Origin of the sequence: Pseudarthrobacter siccitolerans (assembly GCF_001046895.1) — a bacterium.
In the GTDB taxonomy this organism is placed as follows: Bacteria; Actinomycetota; Actinomycetes; order Actinomycetales; family Micrococcaceae; genus Arthrobacter; species Arthrobacter siccitolerans.
This window is the reverse complement of sequence record NZ_CAQI01000042.1, coordinates 40809-64178: the sequence shown is the minus strand read 5'-3', so window position 1 is coordinate 64178 and position 23370 is coordinate 40809. Positions and strand designations below refer to the sequence as shown.

Annotated in this window: 20 protein-coding genes and 2 pseudogenes; 3 read left to right on the top strand and 19 right to left on the bottom strand. The window is 67.2% G+C overall.

Annotation, left to right across the window (positions count from 1 at the left end; translation table 11 throughout):
• Nucleotides 1-4 precede the first annotated feature (4 nt).
• Nucleotides 5-934 carry an alpha/beta fold hydrolase gene (locus tag ARTSIC4J27_RS09505; protein ID WP_050054964.1) on the top strand — a complete coding sequence of 310 codons (930 nt, stop codon included), beginning with the start codon at nucleotides 5-7 and terminating at the stop codon, nucleotides 932-934.
• A complete protein-coding gene (locus tag ARTSIC4J27_RS09500; RefSeq protein ID WP_050054963.1) occupies nucleotides 931-2013 on the top strand; it encodes a glycosyltransferase family 4 protein in 1083 nt (360 codons plus the stop codon). The genes ARTSIC4J27_RS09505 and ARTSIC4J27_RS09500 overlap by 4 nt, the downstream gene beginning before the upstream one ends.
• Before the next feature lie 11 nt (nucleotides 2014-2024).
• On the opposite strand, the gene ARTSIC4J27_RS09495 is transcribed toward ARTSIC4J27_RS09500, so the two are convergent.
• From ARTSIC4J27_RS09495 to pyrR, 13 genes are all read right to left on the bottom strand, one after another.
• Complete coding sequence (locus ARTSIC4J27_RS09495) at nucleotides 2025-4151, bottom strand: primosomal protein N' (RefSeq protein ID WP_050054962.1); 2127 nt, start codon at nucleotides 4149-4151, stop codon at nucleotides 2025-2027.
• An 82-nt stretch (nucleotides 4152-4233) separates the two neighbouring features.
• Nucleotides 4234-5469 carry a methionine adenosyltransferase gene (gene metK, locus ARTSIC4J27_RS09490; RefSeq protein ID WP_050054961.1) on the bottom strand — a complete coding sequence of 412 codons (1236 nt, stop codon included), beginning with the start codon at nucleotides 5467-5469 and terminating at the stop codon, nucleotides 4234-4236.
• A gap of 87 nt (nucleotides 5470-5556) precedes the next feature.
• Nucleotides 5557-6798: a bifunctional phosphopantothenoylcysteine decarboxylase/phosphopantothenate--cysteine ligase CoaBC gene (coaBC, locus tag ARTSIC4J27_RS09485; protein WP_050054960.1), complete on the bottom strand. Its 1242-nt coding sequence runs from the start codon at nucleotides 6796-6798 to the stop codon at nucleotides 5557-5559.
• Between the two features lie 34 nt (nucleotides 6799-6832).
• On the bottom strand, nucleotides 6833-7093 hold the full coding sequence (rpoZ, locus tag ARTSIC4J27_RS09480) for a DNA-directed RNA polymerase subunit omega (protein WP_003800778.1): 261 nt from the start codon (nucleotides 7091-7093) through the stop codon (nucleotides 6833-6835).
• A gap of 15 nt (nucleotides 7094-7108) precedes the next feature.
• Nucleotides 7109-7705, bottom strand: coding sequence for a guanylate kinase (gene gmk, locus ARTSIC4J27_RS09475; protein WP_050054959.1), 597 nt, complete (start codon nucleotides 7703-7705; stop codon nucleotides 7109-7111).
• 44 nt (nucleotides 7706-7749) lie between these two features.
• Complete coding sequence (gene mihF, locus ARTSIC4J27_RS09470; protein ID WP_200900778.1) at nucleotides 7750-8067, bottom strand: integration host factor, actinobacterial type; 318 nt, start codon at nucleotides 8065-8067, stop codon at nucleotides 7750-7752.
• Between the two features lie 147 nt (nucleotides 8068-8214).
• Nucleotides 8215-9087 carry an orotidine-5'-phosphate decarboxylase gene (gene pyrF / locus ARTSIC4J27_RS09465; RefSeq protein ID WP_050054957.1) on the bottom strand — a complete coding sequence of 291 codons (873 nt, stop codon included), beginning with the start codon at nucleotides 9085-9087 and terminating at the stop codon, nucleotides 8215-8217.
• Entirely contained in the window at nucleotides 9080-12394 is a 3315-nt protein-coding gene (gene carB / locus ARTSIC4J27_RS09460; protein WP_050054956.1) for a carbamoyl-phosphate synthase large subunit, read from the bottom strand. Before carB ends, pyrF begins: the two co-directional genes overlap by 8 nt.
• The gene (gene carA / locus ARTSIC4J27_RS09455) at nucleotides 12394-13698 is read right to left on the bottom strand and encodes a glutamine-hydrolyzing carbamoyl-phosphate synthase small subunit (RefSeq protein ID WP_050054955.1); all 1305 of its coding nucleotides are present in this window, start codon (nucleotides 13696-13698) and stop codon (nucleotides 12394-12396) included. The genes carB and carA overlap by 1 nt, the downstream gene beginning before the upstream one ends.
• Nucleotides 13679-14200: a PH-like domain-containing protein gene (locus ARTSIC4J27_RS09450; protein WP_050054954.1), complete on the bottom strand. Its 522-nt coding sequence runs from the start codon at nucleotides 14198-14200 to the stop codon at nucleotides 13679-13681. Before ARTSIC4J27_RS09450 ends, carA begins: the two co-directional genes overlap by 20 nt.
• Complete coding sequence (locus ARTSIC4J27_RS09445) at nucleotides 14200-15546, bottom strand: dihydroorotase (protein ID WP_050054953.1); 1347 nt, start codon at nucleotides 15544-15546, stop codon at nucleotides 14200-14202. The genes ARTSIC4J27_RS09450 and ARTSIC4J27_RS09445 overlap by 1 nt, the downstream gene beginning before the upstream one ends.
• Nucleotides 15546-16568, bottom strand: a complete 1023-nt coding sequence (locus ARTSIC4J27_RS09440) for an aspartate carbamoyltransferase catalytic subunit (RefSeq protein WP_050054952.1) — start codon at nucleotides 16566-16568, stop codon at nucleotides 15546-15548. The genes ARTSIC4J27_RS09445 and ARTSIC4J27_RS09440 overlap by 1 nt, the downstream gene beginning before the upstream one ends.
• Entirely contained in the window at nucleotides 16565-17152 is a 588-nt protein-coding gene (gene pyrR / locus ARTSIC4J27_RS09435) for a bifunctional pyr operon transcriptional regulator/uracil phosphoribosyltransferase PyrR (RefSeq protein WP_050054951.1), read from the bottom strand. The genes ARTSIC4J27_RS09440 and pyrR overlap by 4 nt, the downstream gene beginning before the upstream one ends.
• 179 nt (nucleotides 17153-17331) lie before the next feature.
• On the opposite strand from pyrR, the gene ARTSIC4J27_RS09430 reads away from it, so the two are divergent.
• Complete coding sequence (locus ARTSIC4J27_RS09430) at nucleotides 17332-18603, top strand: PrsW family intramembrane metalloprotease (protein ID WP_050054950.1); 1272 nt, start codon at nucleotides 17332-17334, stop codon at nucleotides 18601-18603.
• Between the two features lie 17 nt (nucleotides 18604-18620).
• Here ARTSIC4J27_RS09430 and ARTSIC4J27_RS09425 read toward each other — a convergent pair whose 3' ends face one another.
• From ARTSIC4J27_RS09425 to ARTSIC4J27_RS09405, 6 genes and pseudogenes are all read right to left on the bottom strand, one after another.
• Nucleotides 18621-19442, bottom strand: coding sequence for a triose-phosphate isomerase family protein (locus ARTSIC4J27_RS09425; RefSeq protein WP_050054949.1), 822 nt, complete (start codon nucleotides 19440-19442; stop codon nucleotides 18621-18623).
• 30 nt (nucleotides 19443-19472) lie between these two features.
• Nucleotides 19473-19754 (bottom strand): annotated as a pseudogene (locus ARTSIC4J27_RS09420) (MFS transporter); the annotation flags it as partial.
• 2 nt (nucleotides 19755-19756) lie between these two features.
• Nucleotides 19757-19978 (bottom strand): annotated as a pseudogene (locus ARTSIC4J27_RS22115) (SDR family NAD(P)-dependent oxidoreductase); the annotation flags it as partial.
• Between the two features lie 82 nt (nucleotides 19979-20060).
• On the bottom strand, nucleotides 20061-21071 hold the full coding sequence (locus ARTSIC4J27_RS09415; protein ID WP_050054947.1) for a 3-hydroxyacyl-CoA dehydrogenase family protein: 1011 nt from the start codon (nucleotides 21069-21071) through the stop codon (nucleotides 20061-20063).
• Nucleotides 21072-21073: 2 nt separating this feature from the next.
• On the bottom strand, nucleotides 21074-21568 hold the full coding sequence (locus ARTSIC4J27_RS09410; protein ID WP_050054946.1) for a ribose-5-phosphate isomerase: 495 nt from the start codon (nucleotides 21566-21568) through the stop codon (nucleotides 21074-21076).
• Nucleotides 21565-23331, bottom strand: a complete 1767-nt coding sequence (locus tag ARTSIC4J27_RS09405; protein WP_050054945.1) for a dihydroxyacetone kinase family protein — start codon at nucleotides 23329-23331, stop codon at nucleotides 21565-21567. The genes ARTSIC4J27_RS09410 and ARTSIC4J27_RS09405 overlap by 4 nt, the downstream gene beginning before the upstream one ends.
• Between the last annotated feature and the right edge of the window lie 39 nt (nucleotides 23332-23370).

Here is a 23370-nt window from a genome sequence, read left to right as displayed (position 1 = left end):
CTGGATGAAAACAACACACTCAGGGCCACAGCCCGCGCCCGCCTTCTTCAGCCCGGACCTGGCAGGACGCACCCGCGCTTCTTCTGTCCGGATCGCCGGCCGGAAGGTGGCCTTCTGGACCTATGAACCCCTCCGGGAAACACCTGAAACCCGGACCATCCTGGTGATCCACGGGTTCCGCGGAGACCATCACGGACTGCTGCGCGTGGCCGACCAGCTTCCTGACATGCGCATCGTCATGCCTGACCTGCCAGGTTTCGGCAGTTCAGAGGCGTTCGGGCCGGGCGGCCACACGGTGGCCGGTTACGGAGCGTTCATCGGCGGGTTCATGGCGGCCCTGGGTCTCGGGCCGGACACGGTTCTCCTGGGGCACTCCTTCGGGTCCATCATCGCGGCGCACTTCGTGGCGGACCATCCGGGCGCCGTACAGCCGCTGATCCTTATCAATCCCATTGCCGCGCCGGCCCTCGAGGGGCCCAAGGGCATCATGACCAGGCTGGCGGTGCTGTACTACAAGCTGGCCGCCCGGCTTCCCGGCCCGTTGGGGCAGGCACTGCTGCGGAACCCGGTGATCGTGCGGGTCATGAGCGAGACCATGGCCAAGACGAAAGACCCGGAGGTGCGGCGGTTTATCCACGGCCAGCACCACGCCTACTTCAGCGCGTTCGCCAGCAGGGACAGCCTCCTGGAGTCCTTCACCGCCTCCGTCAGCAGCCACGTTGCAGAGGTGGCCCCCCGCCTGCAGCTTCCCGTGCTTCTGATCGCCGGCGAAAAGGACGAAATCGCAACGCTCCCTGACCAGCACCGGCTTCTTGAGCTGCTGCCGGACGGGGAACTCCAGGTCATTCAGGGCGTCGGCCATTTGATCCACTACGAGACGCCAGAGCCGGCCGCACGGTACATCCGCAGCTTCCTTAAGGACCATCCCGCGTGAAGATAGTCATCGACGCACGTTTTACCAGGACCGACCACCACGACGGCATCAGCCGTTACGGCGCAAGCCTGATCGAGGCCACCGCCAAAATCGCTGACGTCTCCATGCTGGTTTCGGACCTCCGGCAACTCGCGCTGCTGCCGGACGTGCCCTACACGCTGATCAACAGTCCCCTGTCCCCCGCCGAACTGTTGGTGGCCCGCAAGGTGAACCCGCTGGGCGCGGACGTGGTGGTCTGCCCTATGCAGACAATGGGCACCTGGGGCCGGAAGTACGGGCTGGTCCTGACGTTGCACGACCTCATCTATTACGAGCACCCTGAGCCGCCGGGATTCCTGCCCGCCCCGGTCCGGATCCTGTGGCGGCTGTACCACAGGGCTTTCTGGCCGCAGCGGCTCCTGCTCAACCGGGCAGATGCGGTGGCAACCGTCAGCAGGACCACCGAGGCCCTGATGGCAAAGTACCGGCTGACGCGGCGGCCGGTCAGGATCATCGGCAACGCACCGCAACCCGCTGCGGAACCGAGGAAACCGGAAGCGGGCGCCGAACCCTCGATTGTCTACATGGGTTCGTTTATGCCCTATAAGAATGTGGAAACCATGGTGGCGGGGATGGCTTCCCTGCCCGGCTACACGCTTCACCTGCTGAGCCGGATCACTCCGCAGCGCCGCGCAGAGCTGGAAAAGCTGGTCCCGTCCGGAGCGCACGTGGTGTTCCACAACGGGGTTACGGACAAGGAGTACGCAGCCTTCCTGACCACCGCTACGGCGCTGGTGAGCCTCTCCCGGGCCGAAGGCTACGGCCTGCCGCTCGTTGAGGCCATGGCCCTGGGCACACCGGTCATTGCCAGTGACATTCCCATCTTCCGGGAAGTGGGCGGTGGCGCCGCCAGCTATGTTGATCCGGCCTCGCCCGAACAGTTCGCCGCTGCCGTGGCGAAGCTGAAGGACCGGGAACGGTGGGAGGACGCCTCGCGGCGCTCCCTGGCCCGAGCCCGTGAGTTCACGTGGGACGAATCGGCCCGCCAGCTGGTGGACGTGGCACACGACATCATCGCCCGGCGCCGCGGCAGGAAGTAACAGCGCCGCGGCTAGAGGACGTCCACGCCGTCGAGGCGGAGCTGGACGGGTTCCGCGCTCCGTTTTGCGGCCGTCGCCGACCGGGTTGCGCGCAGGACCCGGGTGACAGGCGCCGCCTGGGCGTAGGGGAAAAACAGGAGGGTGCGGACGTCCTCTGCCGCGCGGCGCGATGAGGGCGGTCCGCTAAGGACCACCGGGGCAGGCCCGGCGGTGCGCAGCTTAATCCCGCCCGGTTCCAGTTGCGCAGCCACTTCGGCGGTGAAGTGTTCGACGGCGGGCCGGGGGCCGGTGACCGAGGCAATCCGTACCGCCGGCGGCAGTTGCAGTTCCATACGAAGGGACAGTTCCCGCCGGGCGTAACCCGCAGGATCCCAGCGGAGCAGGGCACCCACAGCGGACGTCTCCGAGGCCGTGATAACCACCAGCCCGCCGTCGGACGCGGGCCGCACCAGGGCGGCGGCATTGAACCAGCGGCGCACCGTGTCCTCGCCGGCCCGGAGGTTTTCCCGCCGCAGCAGCGAGTCGCCGTCCAGGAGCAGAGCCGCCGCGTAGCCGCCCTCAGCCACGGGCTCCGCACCCACGGTGGCCACTACCAACGACTTGCCCGGGCCTACGCTGGCTTTGACGTGGTCTCCGGAGGACGTGATGACGGTTTTCCCCGGGAAGCCGCGCCCCAGTTCCTCGGCTGTCCGCATCACTCCGGTGGCACCCTTGCGGAGCCTCCGGCCGCCGCAGTGGGAACAGCCCCAGTCAAGTGCCGGGGTGGAGCACCACCGGCATTGCGGAACCGCGGAAGCGCCTCCGGCCAGCGCCAGCGGCCCCTGGCAGGTTCCGCAGCGGGCGGGCTCCCTGCAGGTTTCGCACACCAGCGAGGGCACGTAGCCTGCCCGTGCCACCTGGACCAGGACCGGCCCCAGCTCGAGACCTTGTTTCGCAGCGCGCCAGGCGGCGCCGGGCAGGCGGGCAATCCGGGCGAGCGGATCCCGTTCCTGTTCGAAACTGTCGGCGGTGTTCACCACCCGCGGGACAGTGCGCCGGACAACGCTCCGCTCCGCCTCGACCGGAAGCACCCAGCCGGTTTCCACCAGCCGCTGGACTTCGGTGCTGCGGGTGTGCCCGGCCAGAAGGCATGCTGCCCCTGCCTGTTCGGCGCGCAGGAGCAGCACCTCCCGGGCGTGCGCGTACGGCGCCCGCTGCTCGATGTGGAGGTCGTCGCCGTCGTCCCAACAAACAACGAGACCCAGGTCCTTAACGGGTGCGTAGGCAGCCGACCTGGTGCCGATGGCCACCCGCGCTGTGCCGGCGAGGAGGCGCAGGAAGTTCTGGTAGCGGGGAGTGGGCCCGTCCTCTGCCGTCAACCGGGCTACGGCATCTTCGGGCAACAGGCCCTTTACTGCGCCTTCAAGCAGGTCAAGGTCCCGGTTGTCCGGCACCACCACCAGGGCACCCCGGCCCGACGCGAAAGCGGCGGCCAGCACGTGGGCCACCAGCTGGTGCCAGCCCGCCGGGCCGAACGCCCGGAGCGGGTTGAGCACAGCGCGCGGCGCCCCGCCTTCAGTGAGGTGGCGCAGGAAGGCAGGACCGTTGCGGTAGTCCATCCAGGCGCTCTGCAGCACGTCCGCCCCGGTACTATCCGGCAGGCGCACCGCGGCCTCAGCTGCTGGTTCCTGGATACGCGGAAAGGTTTTCTCCAGCCGGGCCACCCGCGGCGGAATGGCGACGCGGAGAACATCGCTCACCGTTCCGGCATAGCGCGCGGCAACGGCGGTTGCGAGGTCGCGGATTTCGGGCGTCAGGACCGGAACCGGGGAAACCACCTTAGTCAGCGGCAGGAGGGTGTGGCCGGCGTCGGACTCCGCCACCCGTTCCAAGATGAAGCCGCTGAGGTCCTGGCCGTTGAACTTGACCTTGACCCGGACCCCGGGCCGGGCGTCCGCATCGAGGGCGGCCGGGACGCCGTAATCGAAGGGCCGGTCCAAATGGGGCAGGGAGGACTCAACAAGGACACGCGCCACCGGCAGGTGCTCCGCGAACTGCGGCCCCGCCTGGTGTTTCCGGTCCGGAAAACCCTGCAGCAGGGATGGCTGCACAGTTGCAGGCAGATCCAGCAGTGGCTGTGCTGAATGATCAGCAACCATGGCGGCTACCTCCGTTCAGCATTACCCAAGTGGACAGAGCCAGCAAACCACCCGGCACAGACATTCCTGCACTGCGGCATTCCTAGGCGTTGAAGAACGCCTTCAGGTCGTCGACGCGGTCCAGGCGCTCCCAGGTGAAGTCCGGATCGTCGCGGCCGAAGTGCCCGTGCGCGGCGGTCTTGGCGTAGATGGGCCGCTTCAGGTCCAGGGCGTCGATGATGGCGCGGGGACGGAGGTCGAAGATCTCCGCGATGGCGGCGCTGATGCGGGCAGGATCCACCGTTTCGGTGCCGAAGGTTTCAACGTAGGTTCCCACGGGGCGGGCCTGGCCGATGGCATAGGCGATCTGGATCTCGGCACGCTTGGCCAGTCCTGCTGCCACCACGTTCTTGGCGACCCAGCGCATGGCGTAGGCAGCCGAGCGGTCCACCTTGGAGGGGTCCTTGCCGGAGAAGGCACCGCCGCCGTGGCGGGCCATGCCACCGTAGGTGTCAACGATGATCTTCCGGCCGGTGAGGCCGGCGTCGCCCACGGGACCGCCGATGACGAATTCGCCGGCCGGGTTCAGGATGTTCGCTGCCCGGGAAATGTCCAGGTTGGCGCCGGCGAGCACGGGCTCGATGACGATGGAGGCGAGGTCCGCGCGGAGCTGCGCCAGGCTTGCGCCTTCGGCGTGCTGGCTGGAGATAACAACGGTTTCGACTGAGACGGGCAGGTCCTTGTCATAGCCCACGGTTACCTGCGTCTTGCCATCCGGGCGGAGGTAGGGCAGCTGGCCTGACTTGCGGACTTCGGTGAGCCGCTCCGACAACCGGTGTGCCAGCCAGATGGGGGTGGGCATGTAGGAAGGAGTCTCATCGCTGGCGTAGCCGAACATCAGGCCCTGGTCGCCGGCGCCCTGGAGGTCGTAGTCGTCCTCCTGGCGTCCTTCGCGGGCTTCGAGGGAGTTGAAGACTCCCCCGGCGATGTCGTTGGACTGCTGGCCGATGGAAACGGAAACCCCGCAGCGTGCGCCGTCGAACCCGTTGGCCGAGGAGTCGTAGCCGATGCCGAGGATGGTTTCGCGGACAATCTGTGGAATTTCGACGTAGGCGTCCGTGGTGACTTCGCCGGCCACGTGGACCAGGCCGGTGGTGGCCATGGTCTCCACGGCTACCCGCGATTCGGGGTCGGCAGCGAGCAGTGCGTCCAGGATGGCGTCACTGATCTGGTCGCAGATCTTGTCCGGGTGGCCCTCGGTGACGGACTCGGAGGTGAAGAGCCGGAGCGCGGAGGGCGTGGCCCCATGGGACTGGGGAAGGTGCAGCGGTAAAGTCACTCAATTACCTTACTTGTTGGAATCCGGACTGCCCCGGCGGGACGTCATGCGGTGTCACTCTGCTCAGCGGACGTGCCCGCCAAACATTCAGGTGCGGGGCGATACGTGGTTCAGTTGGAAGCCGATCCGGCTGATGATGGCGCTCGAAACCTGGGTTTTGGTTCCGGACGCCTCCTGTGGTTCGGAGCCGGAGCGGGCCAGGATGACCACGGAGTTGGTGTCCTGGCCGAAGACTTTGTTCGCGCCGACGTGGTTGACCACCAGCAGGTCGCAGCCTTTGCGCTGCAGCTTTGCCTCCGCGTAGGCCAGCACGTCGCCGTGACTGTCCCCGGTTTCCGCGGCGAATCCGACAATCAGCTGCTGCCCCTCCGCGGATCCGGAGCTGTTCCGCCGTTCCACGAGCTCGTGCAGGATGTCAGGATTGCGGACCAGTGTGATCACGGGATCGGCGGTGTCGTCGCGCTTCTTGATTTTGGTGTTGGAGACCTCTGCCGGACGGAAGTCGGCGACCGCGGCGGACATAATAACGACGTCGGAATCGGCAGCGGCTGCCAGCGCGGCTTCCCGCAGCTGCAGGGCAGTCTCCACCTGGACCACCTCCACCCCGGCCGGCGGCGGAACTTCCATATGGGCCGCGATCAGCCGGACGGTTGCCCCGGCGTTCCGTGCGGCGACCGCCAGCGCCACGCCCTGCTTTCCGGAGGACCGGTTGCCAAGGAAACGGACGGGGTCCAGTGGTTCGCGGGTTCCGCCGGCACTGATGGTGACGGTGCGGCCGGCCAGCGGCAGCTGGTAGTCCGACTGCCCCTCGACCAGGGCCATCGCGGCCTCGAAAATGACTTCGGGCTCCGGCAGCCTGCCCGGCCCGGAGTCTGATCCTGTCAGCCGGCCGGTCGCGGGTTCGAGGACAGCAACGCCGCGGCTGCGCAGGGTTTCAACATTGGCGCGGGTGGCCGCGTGCTGCCACATTTCGGTGTGCATGGCCGGGGCGAACAGCACCGGCCCGTGCGCCATCAGCAGGGTGTTGGTCAGGAGGTCGCCGGCTTGGCCGGTGGCTGCTTTGGCCAGGAGGTCGGCAGTGGCCGGGGCGATGACCACAAGGTCGGCTTCATGGCCCAGGCGGACATGGTTGACCTGGTGGACGCCGTCGAAAACGCTGTTGCTGACAGGGTTTCCGGACAACGCCTCCCAGGTGGCGGTGCCCACAAAGCGTGTGGCCGCCTCCGTGGGAATCACTGTGACGTGATGGCCGGCTTCAGTAAAAAGCCGGAGGAGCGATGCCACCTTGTAGGCGGCGATCCCTCCCCCGACTCCGAGGACTATGCGCACGTGACCTCCGTCAACAGCACCTCAGGCGGCAGAATTACTCCGCGGCTTCAATCGGCGTGGAAACCAGCTTGCCTTCGTTGATCTCGCGCAGGGCGATCGAAAGCGACTTTTCGTTCAGCTTGGTGTCAACCAGCGGGCCGACGTACTCGAAGAGGCCCTCGTGCAGCTGGGCGTAGTAGGCGTTGATCTGACGAGCACGCTTGGCACCGAAGATCACCAGGCCGTACTTGGAGTCGGCTGCCTCGAGCAGCGAGTCGATCGGCGGGTTGATGATGCCTTCAAGGTTCGTGGACACGAATTCTCCAAATTCCTAGCGGGCTGACGCTTCCCGCGCCCCGTGCGGATGCGGGGTCAGCCCCATGAGTGAAACAAGCTCGTCCGCCGCCCGGCGAACGTCGTCATTGATGACGGTGTGGTCGAACTCCGGTTCAGCAGCAAGTTCCAGTTTAGCGGTTTCCAGCCGGCGCTGCTGTTCCTCGGGGGTTTCGGTGCCGCGGCCCACCAGCCGGCGCACCATTTCGTCCCAGCTCGGCGGCGCGAGGAAGACGAACTGGGCGTCCGGAACGGCGGCCTTGACCTGGCGGGCACCCTGCAGGTCGATCTCCAGCAGCACGGAGCGTCCCTCGGCGATGGCCTGGTTCACGGTGCTTTTCAGGGTGCCGTAGGTGTTCTGGCCGTGGACCACCGCCCATTCCAGGAGCTCGCCGTCGGCAACGAGCCGCTCGAACTCCTCCTTGGATTTGAAGAAGTAGTGCACGCCGTCGATCTCTCCCGGCCGGGGAGCCCGGGTGGTGGCTGAAACGGACAGCCAGACCTCCGGGTAGTTGTCCCGGATGAAGGTGGACACGGTGCCTTTGCCAACAGCCGTCGGACCTGCGAGGACTGTCAGTCCAGGTTTTTTACTCACGTATTCCTTTGTGCCGGATTTGGGGAAAGGCGGCCGGGGCAGCCCTAGTTCTCGTCTATAAAATCTACCAGCGCCCGGCGCTGGTGGATGCCGAGGCCGCGGAGCCTGCGGGAAGCCGCAATGCCGAGCTGCTTCATGATGGCGGCGGCCCGGACTTTGCCGATGCCCGGCAAGGCCTCCAGCAACTCGGATACCTTCATCCGTGCCATGGCTTCATCCTCAACGGCTGCACTGATGATCTCGGCCGCGGATTTCTCGCCGTTCTTCAGGCTTTCCTTGGCCGCGGCCCTTGTTGCCCTGGCTGCCGCGGCCTTGTTGAGGGCATCAGTCCGTTCGGACGCGGATAAGGGTCGCAGCACCATGGGTGACACCCCCGGATTTCGGCGGATATGTCCAACGGCGGCCGCCCTTGGACTTGTCCTGAAACTACCCTCTGGTGCTGCCCGAATCAATGCATCCGCGGGAAACGGGCAGCTATTCGCTCCAGCACCTGGCCCGCAGTGCAATACTTATTCGCTGCGCAATCCGTCGAGGGTCCGCTGGGCGGCGTCCCGCAGTGCCTGCCGCCGGGGGCCGGCCGAGAGGATCTCCCGGCTGGAGGTTCCGAGGACCTGCCCGTAGGCGTCGCCGAAGGTGGCACGCAGGTGGGCCGGGGTGGCCCCTTGGGCGCCTAGCCCGGGAGCGAGGATGGGTCCGCGCATGGCGGCGAGATCAACGCCGAGGTCCGCAAGGGCAGAGCCGACGGTGGCGCCCACCACCAGTCCCACCGAGCCAAGCTCCCCCGGGTAGCGGCGGTTTTCGCCGCCGGCAGCCTGCGCGATGCGGCGCGCCACGGAGTCCGCTCCGCCGACGTGCTGGACCGAGGCCCCTTCGGGGTTGGAGGTCAGGGCGAGGACAAAAACCCCGCGTCCGGTCTCTGCCGCCAGGTCCAGGGCAGGACGCAGTGATTCGAAGCCCAGGTAGGGGCTCAGGGTCACCGAGTCGGCGGCCAGCGGCGAACCGTCCCGGAGCCACGCGTCAGCGTACGCCGCCATGGTGGAGCCGATGTCGCCGCGCTTCGCGTCGGCGATGGTCAGCACCGACTCGTCCCGGGCCAGGGCAAGGACTTCCTCCAGGACAGCCATCCCGGCGGACCCGTGGCGCTCGTAGAGCGCCACCTGCGGCTTGACCGCGGCAGCGAGCGAAGCCACCGCGTCCAGGACGGTCAGCGAAAACGCACGCAGGCCGTCGACGTCGTCCTGCAGCCCCCAGGCGGACAGCAGGGACGGGTGCGGGTCAATGCCGACGCACAGCGGGCCGTGGGCCGCCATGGCGGCGCTGAGCCGGGAGCCGAAGGACTCCCGGCCCTGCACTTGCGCGGACGCTGCTGCCTGCTCAGGCATGCTGCAGGGCCGCCTTCTGGGATTCGGCCAGCGCTGCCGCGTGCTCCTGGAGGCTGGTGACAGACCACTCGTAGGTGCGCATGGCCTCGATGGCCTGGACGGCGGCGTTGAACTCGGCCACCGTGGTGATGCAGGGAATGCCGATGGACGTGGCGGCGGCGCGCAGTTCGTAGCCGTCGCTGCGGGCCTCGCCCCCGGACGGCGTGTTGAAGACCATATCGATCTCGCCGGCGATGACGAGGTCCGCGATGGTGCCTTCGCCTTCGGCGCTGCTGCCTTCGGCGACCTTGCGGACCGGGGTGGCCTGGATGCCGTTGCGGCGCAGGACATCCGCCGTGCCGCCGGTGGAGACGATCTCGAAGCCGAGGTCAGAGAGCCGCTTGACGCCCATGATCACGGACCGCTTGTCCCGGTTGGCCACTGAGACGAAGATCTTGCCTTCAGTCGGCAGCGCGTTGTTGGCCGCGGCCTGGCTCTTGGCGAACGCGGTGTCGAAGTGCTTGTCGATGCCCATGACCTCGCCGGTGGAGCGCATCTCGGGCCCGAGGAGGGAGTCCACCACCTTGCCTTCGAGGGTGCGGAAGCGGCTGAAGGGCAGCACTGCCTCCTTGACGGACACCGGAGCGTCCAGCGGCAGGGTGGAGCCGTCGCCCACCTCCGGCAGCATCTTGTAGGCGCTGCGGAGCTGGTTGATGGTCACGCCGGTGCCGATCAGGGCAGCGGCCTTGGCCATCTGTACGCCGGTGGCCTTGGAGACGAACGGCACGGTCCGGGACGCACGCGGGTTGGCTTCAAGGACGTAGAGCACGTCAGAGGCCAGGGCGAACTGGATGTTGATCAGGCCGCGTACCCCCACGCCTTCGGCGATGGCCCGGGTCGCGGTGCGGACCCGCTCCAGGACGTTGGTGCCCAGGGTGATGGGCGGCAGGACGCAGGCGGAGTCGCCGGAGTGGATGCCGGCTTCCTCGATGTGCTCCATGATGCCGCCCAGGTACATGTCGGTGCCGTCGAAGAGGGCGTCGACGTCGATTTCGACGGCGTCCTCCAGGAACCGGTCGATCAGCACCGGGTGGTCCGGGGTGATTTCCGTGGCGTTCGCGATGTAGCGGGAGAGGTTGGGCTCGTCGTAGACGATCTCCATGCCGCGGCCGCCCAGGACGTAGGACGGGCGGACCAGCACGGGGTAGCCGATCTCATCCGCGATCTTCTTGGCATCCTCGAAGGAGACGGCGGTGCCGTTCTTCGGGGATACCAGTCCGGCCTTGTCCAGGACCCGGGAGAACATGCCGCGGTGCTCGGCCAAATCAATGGCTTCCGGCGACGTGCCCAGGATGGGTACCCCGGCGTCGGCGAGCTGCTGGGCGAGCTTCAGCGGGGTCTGGCCGCCGAGCTGGACGAAGACGCCCATCACACCGCCGGTGCGTTCCTCGGCCGCGATGACTTCCAGCACGTCCTCGAGCGTCAGCGGCTCGAAGTACAGGCGGGTGGAGACGTCGTAGTCCGTGGACACGGTTTCCGGGTTGCAGTTGACCATCACGGTCTCGTAGCCGGCTTTGCGCAGCGCCATGGAGGCGTGGACGCAGGAGTAGTCGAACTCGATGCCCTGGCCGATCCGGTTGGGTCCGGAACCGAGGATCAGGACCGAAGGCTTGGCGTGCAGCGCAACCTCGTCCTCCTCGTCGTACGCCGAGTAGTGGTACGGGGTGTAGGCGGCGAATTCCGCGGCGCAGGTGTCCACGGTCTTGTAGACCGGGCGGATGCCCAGTGCCTGGCGGACGCCGCGGACCACGGCCTCGGAGTTGTGCGTGAGGGCGCCGATCTGCTCGTCCGAAAAGCCGTGCCGCTTGGCGCGCTTCAGCATGTCGGCCGTGAGTGCGCCGGCCTGGCGGATTTCGCGGGAGATCTCGTTGAGGAGCTGGAGCTGGTCCAGGAACCACGGGTCGATCTTGGTGGCCTCGAAAAGCTGCTCCACGGTGGCACCGCCCAGGAGGGCACGCTGGACCTGGTGCAGGCGCTCGGTGGTGGGACGCTTTGCCTTTTCGATCAGCTCGGCGACTTCCCACTCGGGAACGCTGCTGAAGTCCAGCTGCGAACCCTTCTGTTCCAGCGACCGGAGCGCCTTCTGCAGGGCTTCGGTGAAGTTGCGGCCCATGGCCATGGCCTCGCCCACCGACTTCATGGTGGTGGTGAGGGTGTTGTCCGCGGCGGGGAACTTCTCGAACGCGAAGCGCGGAACCTTGACCACGACGTAGTCGAGGGTGGGCTCGAAGGATGCCGGGGTCTTCTGGGTGATGTCGTTGGGGATTTCATCCAGCGTGTAGCCCAGCGAAAGCTTGGTGGCGATCTTGGCGATGGCGAAGCCGGTGGCCTTCGATGCCAGTGCTGAGGACCGGGACACGCGGGGGTTCATCTCGATGACCACCACGCGGCCGGTGGCGGGATCGATGGCGAACTGGATGTTGCAGCCGCCGGTGTCAACGCCCACCTCACGGATCACGGCGATGGAGATGTCGCGCAGCCGCTGGTATTCGCGGTCGGTGAGGGTCAGGGCCGGCGCCACGGTGATGGAGTCGCCGGTGTGGACGCCTACGGGGTCGAAGTTCTCGATGGAGCAGACCACCACGACGTTGTCGTTCTTGTCGCGCATCATCTCGAGCTCGTACTCTTTCCAGCCCAGGATGCTCTCTTCGAGCAGCACCTCGGAGGTGGGACTGTACTGCAGGCCCTGTCCTACGATGCGGCGGAGGTCGTCCTCGTTGTAGGCAAGGCCCGAGCCGAGGCCGCCCATGGTGAAGGACGGGCGGACCACCATGGGGTAGCCGAGGTCGTCGGCGGCCTTGAGTGCCTCGTCCATGGTGTGGATGATATGGCTGCGGGCGGACTCCGCGCCGCAGCGTTCCACCACGCCCTTGAACTTTTCGCGGTCCTCGCCGAGTTCGATGGCGGCGATGTTGGCGCCGATCAGCTCCACGTTGTACTTCTCGAGCACACCGTTCTTGTCCAGCGCGATGGCCGTGTTCAGGGCCGTCTGGCCGCCCAGGGTGGGCAGCACAGCGTCCGGCCGCTCCTTGGCGATGATCTTCTCCACCACCTCCGGGGTGATGGGCTCAACGTAGGTGGCGTCAGCGAACTCCGGGTCGGTCATGATGGTGGCCGGGTTGGAGTTGACCAGGATGACCCGCAGGCCTTCCTCCTTGAGGACGCGCAGCGCCTGCGTGCCGGAGTAGTCGAATTCGGCGGCCTGGCCGATGACGATCGGGCCGGAACCAATGACGAGGACGCTCTTGAGATCTGTACGTTTCGGCATTACTTCTTGTCCTCAGTCTTGTTGTCGTTTTTGTGTTCAGCGCCGGCTGAATGCGCGGAGTCCACCGGGTCCTTGGACAGGTTGGCGGTCCTGCCGTCCCGGGTGCCCTCCATCAGGTCGATGAAGCGGTCGAACAGGTAGGCGGCGTCGTGCGGTCCGGCCGCTGCCTCGGGGTGGTACTGCACGGAGAAGGCGGGGATGTCCAGGCAGGCGAGGCCTTCCACGACGTCGTCGTTGAGGCTGACGTGGCTGACCTCGACGCGCCCGTAGCGTGCCTCGGGAGCCTGGGTGGCGCCGTCGAGCGGTGCATCCACGGCGAAGCCGTGGTTCTGCGAGGTGATCTCCACCTTGCCGGTGCGGCGGTCCATAACGGGCTGGTTGATGCCGCGGTGGCCGTAGCGCAGCTTGTAGGTGCCAAAGCCCAGGGCGCGGCCCAGGATCTGGTTGCCGAAGCAGATGCCGAAGTACGGCAGCTTTTCGTCCAGCACGGAGCGGAGGAGCTTGACCTGGGTGTCGGCGGTGGCGGGGTCGCCGGGGCCGTTGGACATAAAGAAACCGTCCGGGTTGACGGCCTTGACGTCCTCGAGGGTGGCGGTGGCCGGGAGCACGTGGACGCGGACGCCGCGCTCGGCGAACCGGACCGGGGTCATGGCTTTGATGCCGAGGTCGACGGCGGCGATGCTGAACCGGGGTTCACCGTCCCAGCCGTGGTCCTTCGGTTCCACGACGTAGGCTTCGTCCACGCTGACTTCCTCGGCCAGCCGGGCGCCCTCCATCGGGGCGCTGGCCAGGACGGCCTCGAGCAGTTCCTTGTCCGTGGCCCGGGCGGCTTCGCCGGAGAAAATGCCGGCGCGCATGGTCTTGTGCTCGCGGAGGTGGCGGGTGATGGCCCGGGTGTCCACGCCCTGGATGCCGACGATGCCCTGGGCCACGAGCTCTTCGTCCAGGGAACGCTCGGAGCGCCAGTTGGACGGGCGGCGGGCGGCGTCCCGGACGATGTAGCCGGCCACCCAGATGCGGCGGGACTCGGCGTCGTCATTGTTCACGCCGGTGTTGCCGATGTGCGGTGCGGTCTGCACCACCAGCTGCCGGGCGTAGGAGGGGTCGGTGATGGTTTCCTGGTAGCCGGTCATCCCGGTGGCGAAGACTGCCTCGCCCAGGGCGGTTCCGGTGGCGCCGTAGCTGCTTCCGCGGAAGATGCGGCCGTCTTCGAGGACGAGCGCAGCGGGAGCTGATACAGGAGCGGAAACTGGGGCGGATACTGCGGTGTTTGTTGTCACTTGCTTACTTTCCACTATTGGCATCAGCCGCGGGGGCCGAAGAAATCAATTCCTGAAGTGCTGCGAAAAGCACGTTCCTGTCCTCTGCGCGGCGGGTCCGGAAGCCGGTGTCCAGCTCGTGGCTGCCGTGCACCCACGCCAGGACCAGGAGGCCGTCCTTCTCCACGAACTTGCCGGCCATGCCGCTGTCCAGCCGGACCCCGGTGAGGGACGCCGCAGGAATGTACAGCGCCGGGGCGCCTGACCGGTCAAAGAGGACACCGTGCGGGTAGACCTCCAGTGTGGCATTGGTCCGGATGCCCAGGCCGTGCACGGCGATCCGGTCCAGCCAGTCACCGCCGGTGGTGGACGCGACGTACTGCCCCTCGGCACCGGCGAGCGGTTCCCCCGGCACTTCCGGCGCCAACGGCAACTGTTCGACGTCGGCCTGGCGCCTGAGGCGGTTCCGCCAGCCCAGGGCGATGAGGGCGAAGGCTGCGGCGATGAGGGCCAGCGTGATGACGAGCGAGAGCAGCTGGGTGTCCATCAGGCGGCGCCCACGGACGCGGTGTGCGGGTACGGCGTGTTGAGCTTGCCGTCCAGCACTGTGGGGTGGCCCTTGAAGAAGGTGGCCACCACCTTGCCTGGCAGCTCCATGCCCTTGAACGGGGAGTTGCGTCCCATGGTGGCCATCTTGGCGGGCTCCACCGTCCAGCGCGCGGCGGGGTCCACCAGGATGATGTTGGCGGGCTCCCCCGTTTCCAGCGGCCGGCCCTGGTCTTCCAGCCGGCCGATCCTTGCGGCAGCAGAGGAGGTGACCCGGGCGAAGTCGGCCCAGCTGATCAGGCCGGTCTCGATCATGGTGTGCTGCACCACGGAGAGTGCCGTTTCCAGGCCGGTCATGCCCATGGCGGCCTGGGCCCACTCGCATTCCTTGTGCTCGCTGGGGTGCGGTGCGTGGTCGGTGCCGACGACGTCGATGGTCCCGTCTGCGAGGCCGGCGCGCAGGGCCTGGACGTCGGCGTCGGTGCGCAGCGGCGGGTTCACCTTGTACACGGGGTCGTAGCTGCGGACCAGGTCATCGGTCAGCAGCAGGTGGTGCGGGGTGACCTCCGCGGTGACGTTGATCCCGCGCTGCTTCGCCCAGCGGATGATTTCCACTGAACCCGCGGTTGAGACGTGGCAGACGTGGAGCCGGGAGCCAACGTGCTGGGCCAGCAGCACGTCGCGGGCGATGATGCTTTCCTCGGCCACCGCGGGCCAGCCGGTGAGTCCCAGGACGGCGGAGACTTCGCCTTCGTTCATCTGGGCACCGGCAGTCAGGCGCGGTTCCTGGGCGTGCTGGGCCACCACGCCGTCGAACGCCTTGACGTACTCCAGGGCACGGCGCATGAGGACGGGATCGTGGACGCAGATGCCGTCGTCGGAGAACATCCGGACCCGGGCGCGGGAATCGGCCATGGCGCCCAGTTCGGCGAGCTGCTCGCCGGCCAGGCCCACGGTGACGGCGCCCACGGGGCGCACGTCCACCCAGCCGGCTGCCTGGCCGAGGCTGTAGACCTGCTCCACCACGCCGGCGGTGTCCGCCACGGGAGTGCTGTTGGCCATGGCGTGGACGGCGGTGTACCCGCCCAGGGCTGCGGCCCGGGTTCCGGTTTCCACGGTCTCGGCGTCCTCGCGGCCAGGCTCGCGCAGGTGGGTGTGCACGTCCACCATGCCGGGCAGTGCCACCAGGCCGGCGGCGTCGATGACGGTGGCATCAGCGTCCCTGCCCTCGGCGGAGAGGCCGGTTCCCGTTTCAGCGATAACGCCGTCGCGGATCAGCAGGTCTGCCGGCTCGCCGCCCAGGAGCGAGGCGCCGCGGATCAGGTAGGTTCCGGTGTTGGCTGCCATCAGTTGCTCTCCTTGGTGGAATGGGTGCCGGCATACGCCAGGGCGGGGGCGGCTGGTTCGCGGGTGTCCCCGGAGAGCAGCAGGTAAAGGGCGGCCATCCGCACGGACACGCCGTTGCGGACCTGGGCCAGGACGGTGGAGCGGGGGGAATCGGCGGCGGCCGCCGAGATTTCCAGGCCGCGGTTCATGGGCCCGGGGTGCATGATGATGGTGTCCTTCATGCCCAGGGAGTCCAGCGCGCGCAGCCGGTTGTCGTCAAAACCCCACCGGCGCGAGTATTCCCGGGTGCTGGGAAAGTAGGACGCGTTCATGCGTTCGCCCTGCACCCGGAGCATCATCACGGCGTCGACGCCCTGCTCGAGCGTTTCGTCCATGTTGTAGCTGACCTTGCAGGGCCATTTGTCGACGCCGATGGGCAGCAGTGTGGGCGGCGCCACCAGGGTGACCTCGGCGCCGAGGGTGCGCAGGAGCCAGACGTTGGAACGGGCCACGCGGGAATGCAGGACGTCTCCGGCGATGGCCACCCGCATTCCCTTGAGGTCTTCGCCTTCGGACCCGGTGCCCGCCAGGCGGGCCCAGTGGCGGCGCATGGTGAAGGCATCAAGCAGCGCCTGGGTGGGGTGCTCGTGGGTGCCGTCCCCGGCGTTGATGACGGCGGCATCAATCCAGTCGGTCGCGGCCAGCCGGTGCGGAGCCCCGGAGGCCCAGTGCCGGATGACGACGGCGTCCGCGCCCATCGCGGACAGTGTCTGGGCGGTGTCCTTCAGGGACTCCCCCTTGGAAACGGAGGAGCCCTTCGCGGCGAAGTTGATGACGTCCGCGGACAGGCGCTTGGCGGCCGCTTCGAACGAGATGCGGGTGCGGGTGGAGTCCTCGAAAAAGAGGTTCACCACGGTGCGGCCGCGCAGTGCGGGCAGTTTCTTGACTTCGCGGTCCCCCACTGCAGCCATTTCCTCGGCAGTGTCGAGGATGCGGATGGCGTTGGCCAGGCTCAGGTCTTCGGTGGACAGGAGATGCTTCACGAGCGGCCCTCGATCACTACTTCGTTGACGGGGGTGCCGCCGGGGGCGGTGTCCGTTTCCTCGAGCCGGACGCGGACTTTCTCCGCCGAGGAGGTGGGCAGGTTCTTGCCTACGTGGTCTGCCCGGATGGGGAGCTCGCGGTGGCCGCGGTCAATGAGGACGGCGAGCCTCACGATGCGGGGCCGGCCCAGGTCCACGAGGGCGTCCAGGGCGGCGCGGATGGTGCGGCCCGAGTACAGGACGTCGTCGATGAGGACCACCACCTTGTTGTCAATGCCCGTGCGCGGCAGCTTGGTGGGGTATGGCGGGCGCGTGCCCTGGTGTGACAGGTCGTCACGGAACATGGTGACGTCGAGCTGGCCGGTGATGGCTGCGGCGTCCACGGTGGGATCGGCTGCGGCGATCTTTGCGGCGAGCCGGGCTGCCAGCGGATAACCGCGGCGCGGAATGCCGAGCAGGACCAGGTCCTGGGAACCCTTGTTGGCCTCGAGGATCTCATGGGCGATACGAGTGAGGGCCCGGTCGATGTCCGCCTGGCTGAGGACCACCCTGGCTGGAACCGGTGCGCTGGTGACAGAAGTCAACGCTCGTCTCCCCTTTCCCCGCCTCACAGGACGGAATTAAAAAAGGATCATGTGCGCTTCAAAATTACCACACGGGCCTGCCGGGCCCGTCCCGCAAGGACGCGGTGATGGTCACACTTTCCCGCCGCTGGCGGACAGGATCCTTGGCGGTGCGGCAGGAGCCACCTAGGCTTTCGGATATGTCGATGCACCCCCGCTACCCTGCGTCCGGACCGCCTGAAGATCCCTTCCGCGGGGGCACTGCGCTTCCCCGCGAGGCCAACCCGACCTGGATGGGACAGGTGCAGCCCGGGAACTACCGCTCCGCCCCGGGGCATCAGGGCCGGCCCGTAGACGCCCTGGTGCCGCCGCAGGAGTCAGTGATGCGGGCGGGGCGGGCCCGGAGCGGGAGCCTGGTGGCGCTGACCATCGGCGGCAGTGCGCTGGCCTTCCTCAGCCTCTTCCTGGTGGTGCCGTTCCTGTTGTCGAACACGGGCCCTGCGGGGTTCATGATCGGTTTCCTGGCCTCGCTGATCCCGTTGTCGGTGGTCCTCCTGGCGGTCTACGTCATCGATAAGTGGGAACCCGAGCCAAAACGGCTGCTGTTCTTCGCCTTCACCTGGGGCGCGGCAGTATCGATTGCCGTGACCTTGCTGATCCAGCCGTTTTTTGTCCTGGGCTTCCAGTTTTCCGATGAGGCGGACCTGCAGACGTTTATGGCCACTGTCCAGGCGCCCATCGTGGAAGAGTTCGCCAAATCACTGGGGCTGCTGCTCCTGCTGATACTGGCCAGGCGGCACTTCGACGGCCCGGTGGACGGGGTGGTTTTCGCCTTCACCATTGCCGGCGGCTTCGCCTTCACCGAGAACATCCTGTATTTCGGCCGGGCCATCGCGGAATCGGCGAACCCCGCCGGCGACTTCGCCCAGGTGTTTTTCCTCCGCGGCGTCATGTCCCCCTTTGCCCACGCAATCTTCACCGGCACCACAGGGCTGGTCATGGGGTTCGCCGCCCGCCGCGGAGGAACCGGCGCCGCGATAGGGGCATTTGTCCTGGGGCTGCTGCCGGCCATGTTCCTGCACAACCGCTGGAACAGCATGGGGCAGGGCTTCCTGGTGGACTACATCCTGGTCCAGGTTCCCCTCTTCTTCCTGGCCGTGGGCGGCATCGTCCTCCTGCGGGTGGCCGAGAAGCGGCTGACCCGGCAGCGCCTGCTCGAATACTCCGCCGCCGGCTGGTTCACCCCCGCCGAAGTGGAGCTCCTCGCCACCTTCGGCGGCCGCCGGACTGCCCTGAACTGGGCAGGCAGTTATGGCAGGAAACGGCAGATGAAGGACTTCATGAAAGCCGCGACGCACCTGGCCAACACCCGCCAGCGTATCCTCAGCGGCCGTGATGTCCAGCTGCACCAGGCCGAGGAGCGGCAGCAGCTGCAGCGGATCCTGGCACTGCGCGCCGCCGTGGCCGGTTAGGGGCCGCTGCCACGGTTTTACGGTGTTGACGGAAGGCCGGCAGGTGCCAGCGCGAGTGCTTCATCGAGCACCCTGCCGAGGTTCGCGGCATCGTGGGCAAACCTGCCGAGGAAAAGGCCGGACACGCCGTCGAGCGTGGGCAGGAGCCCCGGCTTGGCCGAGCCGCCGTAGATGATCGGCAGGTCTCCCAGCGTTGCGCCCGCCTCCGCGTTATGCGCGTTGAGCAGGGCGCGCAGTGAACGGACCACTGTGGAGACGTAGTCGCCGCCGGCCGGTTCGGCCGCCCCGATCGCCCAGACAGGCTCGTACGCAATTACAAGCCGGGAGGCCAGCGCCCAGTCGCCGCCCACTGCGTCGGCAATTTGCTGGTAAACGAAAGCAGCGGCGGCTGTCGCGCCTGCAACAGTGCCGTCGTCGCAGGTTTCCTCACCCACGCACACCAGCGGTGTGATGCCGGCAGCATCCGCTGCCCGGACCTTACGGGCGATCAGTACGCTGTCTTCGCCGAAATACCGGCGGCGTTCAGCGTGCCCGATCTCCACGAGGCTTACGTCGAGTTCCGCCAGGAGTGAGGGCGACACCTCCCCCGTCCAGGGGCCGTCCGCCCAACCGCAGTTTTGGGCTCCGAGGCGGACCGGTGATCCTGCCAGGATCGCGGCGGCGGCCGGAAGCATCGGGAAGGCCGGAATCACGAACGGGACCACCCGCCCGGCCGCCAGGGCCGGACGGGAGTCCACTGCGTTCCGGACCTGCTCCAGCCATTCCAGGCAATCCCGGTAGCCCAGGTACATCTTGGTGCTGACCCCGATGTACGTGGTGCCGGTCACGGACAGTGCCATTCCGGTGCTGTTTTCAGGCAAAGCAAGTACTCACTTCGTGTCGAGCAGATCGTCGGCCTTGTTGCGGAACCGCTTGGTGGCGTACATCATGACGGCGGCCAGGAACGGAAGCACGCCCAGGGCCAGGACTCCTGCGGAGCCGGTGGAGTCGGCCGCGATCCCGTTAACGCTGGTGCGCAGGATAGGCGCAACAAAGCCGCCGAGGTTTCCGAGCGAGTTGATCAGGCCGATTCCTGCGGCCGCGGCCGTCCCGGTAAGGAACGCCGTGGGATAGGACCAGGCGATGGGACCGATGGCGAGGAAGCTGCACACGGTTTAGCCACGGAGTAGGGCGTCTTGGAGTAGGTGCCGCCTCCACGCTGGGCTGAAACGGAGGAAATGTTGACGATCCGTCCGATCCGGTTCTTCACCATGGATTCGGCCGCCCGGCGGGTGGCGTAGTGGACGCCGTTCAGGTTGATATTCAGGACGCGGTCCCATTCGGCCGCGTCCAGCTCCAGGTAGGGAACGGGGGACGGTGGCCCGGCCAATGCCGCGCTCGGAGACCGCACCGGTGACTATGGCTGTGCGCTCGATGGGAAAGCTGCTCATGGTTGCTCCTGGGTAGGTCGGACTGGATCAGCTGATGGGCGCGGGGCCGAGGTCCTCGAGCAGCTTTTGCATGGCCACATAGGCCTTGTTGCGGTAAGCGATCAGCTCGGGTGTGCGCTCTGCCGGGACGTTAAGGAAGCCGGCTCCGGTCTTGGTCCCCAGCTTTCCGGCGTCCACCAGGTCGCTCAGGATTTTTGGGGTGGCAAAACGCTCCGGGAAGTCGGTTTGCAGGGATTTGTAGCAAAAGTTGTACACGTCCAGGCCGGCCATGTCCGCTATCGCGAACGGTCCGAAGAACGGCAGCCGGAAACCGAAGGTGGTGCGGACAAGGGTGTCCACATCGTCCGCCGTCGCGATACCCTGCTCCACCAGCTGCGCGGCTTCGTGGAACAGCGCGTACTGCAGGCGGTTGAGCACAAATCCGGTGACGTCCTTGACCACTGCGGTCTGCTTGCCGGCCGCGTGCACCAGCTCGCGGACAGCCCCCGCAGTTGCGGCAGCGGTCCCGGCGTGCGGGATGATTTCCACGCCCGGGATGAAGGGCGAGGGGTTGGAGAAATGCACGCCCAGGAAGCGCTCCGGGTTGGTCACGGGACCGGACAGTTCGGCGATGGAGATGGTGGAGGTGTTGGAGCCGATGATGGCATCCGGCCTGGCGGCGGCGCTGATGCGGGCCAGGGTCTGGTGCTTGATCGCGATGACTTCGGGGACGGCCTCCTCGATGAAGTCAGCGTCCGCCACGGCTTCTTCGATGTCCTTGGCAGCCCACAGGTTCTGCTTCAGGATTTCGGTGGAACCCTCCGGGAACAGTCCGTCGGCCACGAACTGGTCCGACTCGGTGAGGAGGCGTTCGTAATTGCTTTGCGCCACCTCCGCGGACACGTCCGCGAGTGCCACCCGGGCGCCGCCAAGGGCCAGGACCTGGGCGATCCCGCCGCCCATGTAGCCGGAGCCGACGACGGCGATCTTCCGGGCGCTGTTTTCGCTAAGGGGAGCAGGGTTTTCCGGGTTTGATGAGGTGCTTGCTGTTTCCGTCATGATCAGACTGCCTTCGTGTAATCGGGTTCGTAGGAGCAGATGGCGTCCACCTTCGCAGCGGACGCCGAGGTCTCGTCAAAGCGGTAGTCGAGCCATTCGCCCACCAGTTTCTTGGCCAGTTCAAGGCCGATGACGCGCTGGCCCATGGTGAGGACCTGGGCGTTGTTGCTCAGGACCGACCGCTCCACGGAATAGCCGTCATGGGCGGTCGCGGCGCGGATGCCCGGTACCTTGTTGGCTGCGATGGCGACGCCAAGGCCGGTGCCGCAGATCAACAGGGCACGGTCCGCTTCGCCGTCGGCCACTTTGCGGGCGGCATCGACGGCGACGTGCGGGTACGCCGTGGCGTCATTCGTGCCGACACCCACGTCCACTACAGATGCCACGCGGCTGTCCGCTTCGAGCAGCGCCTTCAGCGCCTCCTTGTATTCGACGCCGGCTTCGTCATTTCCGATGACGATGCGCCAGCCTGCTGCCGCGCCTTGGTGTGCGCTCATGCTTGTGCTCCGTTTCCGGCCGTTGAGTCGGCCAGCAGTGAGTAGTCAGTCAGTCCAGTCGTGAAGTAACCGGAGATGCGGGCAGTGATGAGCCCGAAGGAAACTGCGCCCGGGTCCGGATGGCCGAGGCTCTTCTCCGCCAGCGGACGGGCCCTCCCCTTCAGCGGCCGCAGGGATGCGGTTTGGCCGGCAGCTTCCTTGGCGGCAGCTGCCCCGGAAGCCAAGGCCGCAGCTGCGGTGGCGCCCCCATTGGACGAGGCCAGGAACGCGTCCCGGAAAGGCAGCAGCGCGTCCACCATGGTTTTGTCGCCCGGTTCTGCCTTGCCGAGGGCGGTGATGGCGTCCACGAAGGCGGTGACCGCGGAGGCCGCATCCCCGTCACCGTACGACTCCTTGTTGCCGAGGCTCATTCCGGCAGCCAGCACGGCGGAGCCCCAGAGCGCCCCGGACGTTCCTCCGGCCCGTTCACTCCAGGCTTCGCCCGCTGCGGCCAGCACACGCTGTACGGAAGCTCCGGACTCCGCTGCGTCTTTGGCTGCTGCCGCTGCGGCGTCCACGCCGCGCCGCATGCCGATGCCGTGGTCGCCGTCGCCTGCAATCGCATCCAGCCTGCCCAGTTCCGCCTCATGTTCGACGACGACGTCGCGGACCTGGGCGAGCACGCCGGCAGCCAACCGGCCCAAGGCGGCTGCTGCCGCCGTCGTCTCTTCGTCTTCGCCGGCGGCCGCCTCTGCCTGCCCGGCCAGTTCCCGGCGGGCCCGCGGTGCCAGGCTGCCCTTGCGGAACGCGGGAGTATCGGCGGGAGCCGCCCAATAGCGTTCCAGTTCCTCGTCCAGCCATAGCAGGGTCAGGGAAAGGCCGGACATGTCCAGGCTGGTGACCAGTTCTCCGCACTCCGGTTCCACGACAGTGAGGCCGGCGGCGGTGAGGAGTTTTTCGATCTTTCCGAACAGCAGGAACAGTTCGTCATACTTGACGGTCCCCAGGCCATTGACGATGGCCACCACACGATTCCCTGCGTCATCGGGCTTGTCTGCCAGGAGCCCGGAGACGAGAAGCTGTGCGAGCCCGGAAGCGGTGGGCATGGGATGCTCCGAGATGCCGGGTTCGCCGTGGATCCCCAGGCCAAGTGACATCTGCCCCGCGGGAACATGGAACAGCGGCTCGTCCGCTCCCGGCAGCGTGCACCCGTCAAAGGCCACGCCCAGTGAGCGGGTGCGGTAGTTGGTCCGCCGGGCCAGTTGCTCCACTGCGTCCAGGTCGAGTCCCGCCTCCGCAGCAGCGCCGGCAATCTTGAAGACAGTCAGGTCACCCGCAATGCCGCGGCGTTTTTCAATCTGGTCGATGGGCGCGCTGGCGATGTCATCCGTGACCAGGACGGTCCTTGTGTCGATGCCCTCTGCCTTAAGCCGCAGCTCCGCCTGGCCGAAATGGAGCACGTCACCGGCGTAGTTGCCGTAGCTCAGCAGCACACCGCCGCCGGCATTGGCCGCCTTGGCCACCCGGTACACCTGCCCGGCCGAGGGGGACGCGAACATGTTGCCGCACGCGGAGCCGGCGGCCAGGCCCGGGCCCACCAGGCCGGCGAAGGCCGGGTAGTGGCCGGAGCCGCCGCCCACCACCAGGGCCACCTGGCCGGCGGGCACCTCCGTGGAGCGGACAACGCCGCCGTCCACCCGGGCAACGTACCCGCGGTTGGCTGCCACAAAGCCGTCCAATGCCTCATCCGCAAAGTCTGCGGGGTTGTCAAAAATCTGGGTCATGGTTCCTCATTGAATCCTTGGTGATGTTTCGTGTCCGGT

Coding starts and splice junctions, on each gene's coding strand:
- ARTSIC4J27_RS09505 (WP_050054964.1), top strand. CDS start 5: ATGAAAACAACACACTCAGGGCCACAGCCCGCGCCCGCCTTCTTCAGC.
- ARTSIC4J27_RS09495 (WP_050054962.1), bottom strand. CDS start 4,151: ATGGTTGCTGATCATTCAGCACAGCCACTGCTGGATCTGCCTGCAACT.
- mihF (WP_200900778.1), bottom strand. CDS start 8,067: ATGGTGCTGCGACCCTTATCCGCGTCCGAACGGACTGATGCCCTCAAC.
- pyrF (WP_050054957.1), bottom strand. CDS start 9,087: ATGCCTGAGCAGGCAGCAGCGTCCGCGCAAGTGCAGGGCCGGGAGTCC.
- carB (WP_050054956.1), bottom strand. CDS start 12,394: ATGCCGAAACGTACAGATCTCAAGAGCGTCCTCGTCATTGGTTCCGGC.
- carA (WP_050054955.1), bottom strand. CDS start 13,698: ATGCCAATAGTGGAAAGTAAGCAAGTGACAACAAACACCGCAGTATCC.
- ARTSIC4J27_RS09450 (WP_050054954.1), bottom strand. CDS start 14,200: ATGGACACCCAGCTGCTCTCGCTCGTCATCACGCTGGCCCTCATCGCC.
- ARTSIC4J27_RS09445 (WP_050054953.1), bottom strand. CDS start 15,546: ATGGCAGCCAACACCGGAACCTACCTGATCCGCGGCGCCTCGCTCCTG.
- ARTSIC4J27_RS09430 (WP_050054950.1), top strand. CDS start 17,332: ATGTCGATGCACCCCCGCTACCCTGCGTCCGGACCGCCTGAAGATCCC.
- ARTSIC4J27_RS09425 (WP_050054949.1), bottom strand. CDS start 19,442: ATGGCACTGTCCGTGACCGGCACCACGTACATCGGGGTCAGCACCAAG.
- ARTSIC4J27_RS09415 (WP_050054947.1), bottom strand. CDS start 21,071: ATGACGGAAACAGCAAGCACCTCATCAAACCCGGAAAACCCTGCTCCC.
- ARTSIC4J27_RS09410 (WP_050054946.1), bottom strand. CDS start 21,568: ATGAGCGCACACCAAGGCGCGGCAGCAGGCTGGCGCATCGTCATCGGA.
- ARTSIC4J27_RS09405 (WP_050054945.1), bottom strand. CDS start 23,331: ATGACCCAGATTTTTGACAACCCCGCAGACTTTGCGGATGAGGCATTG.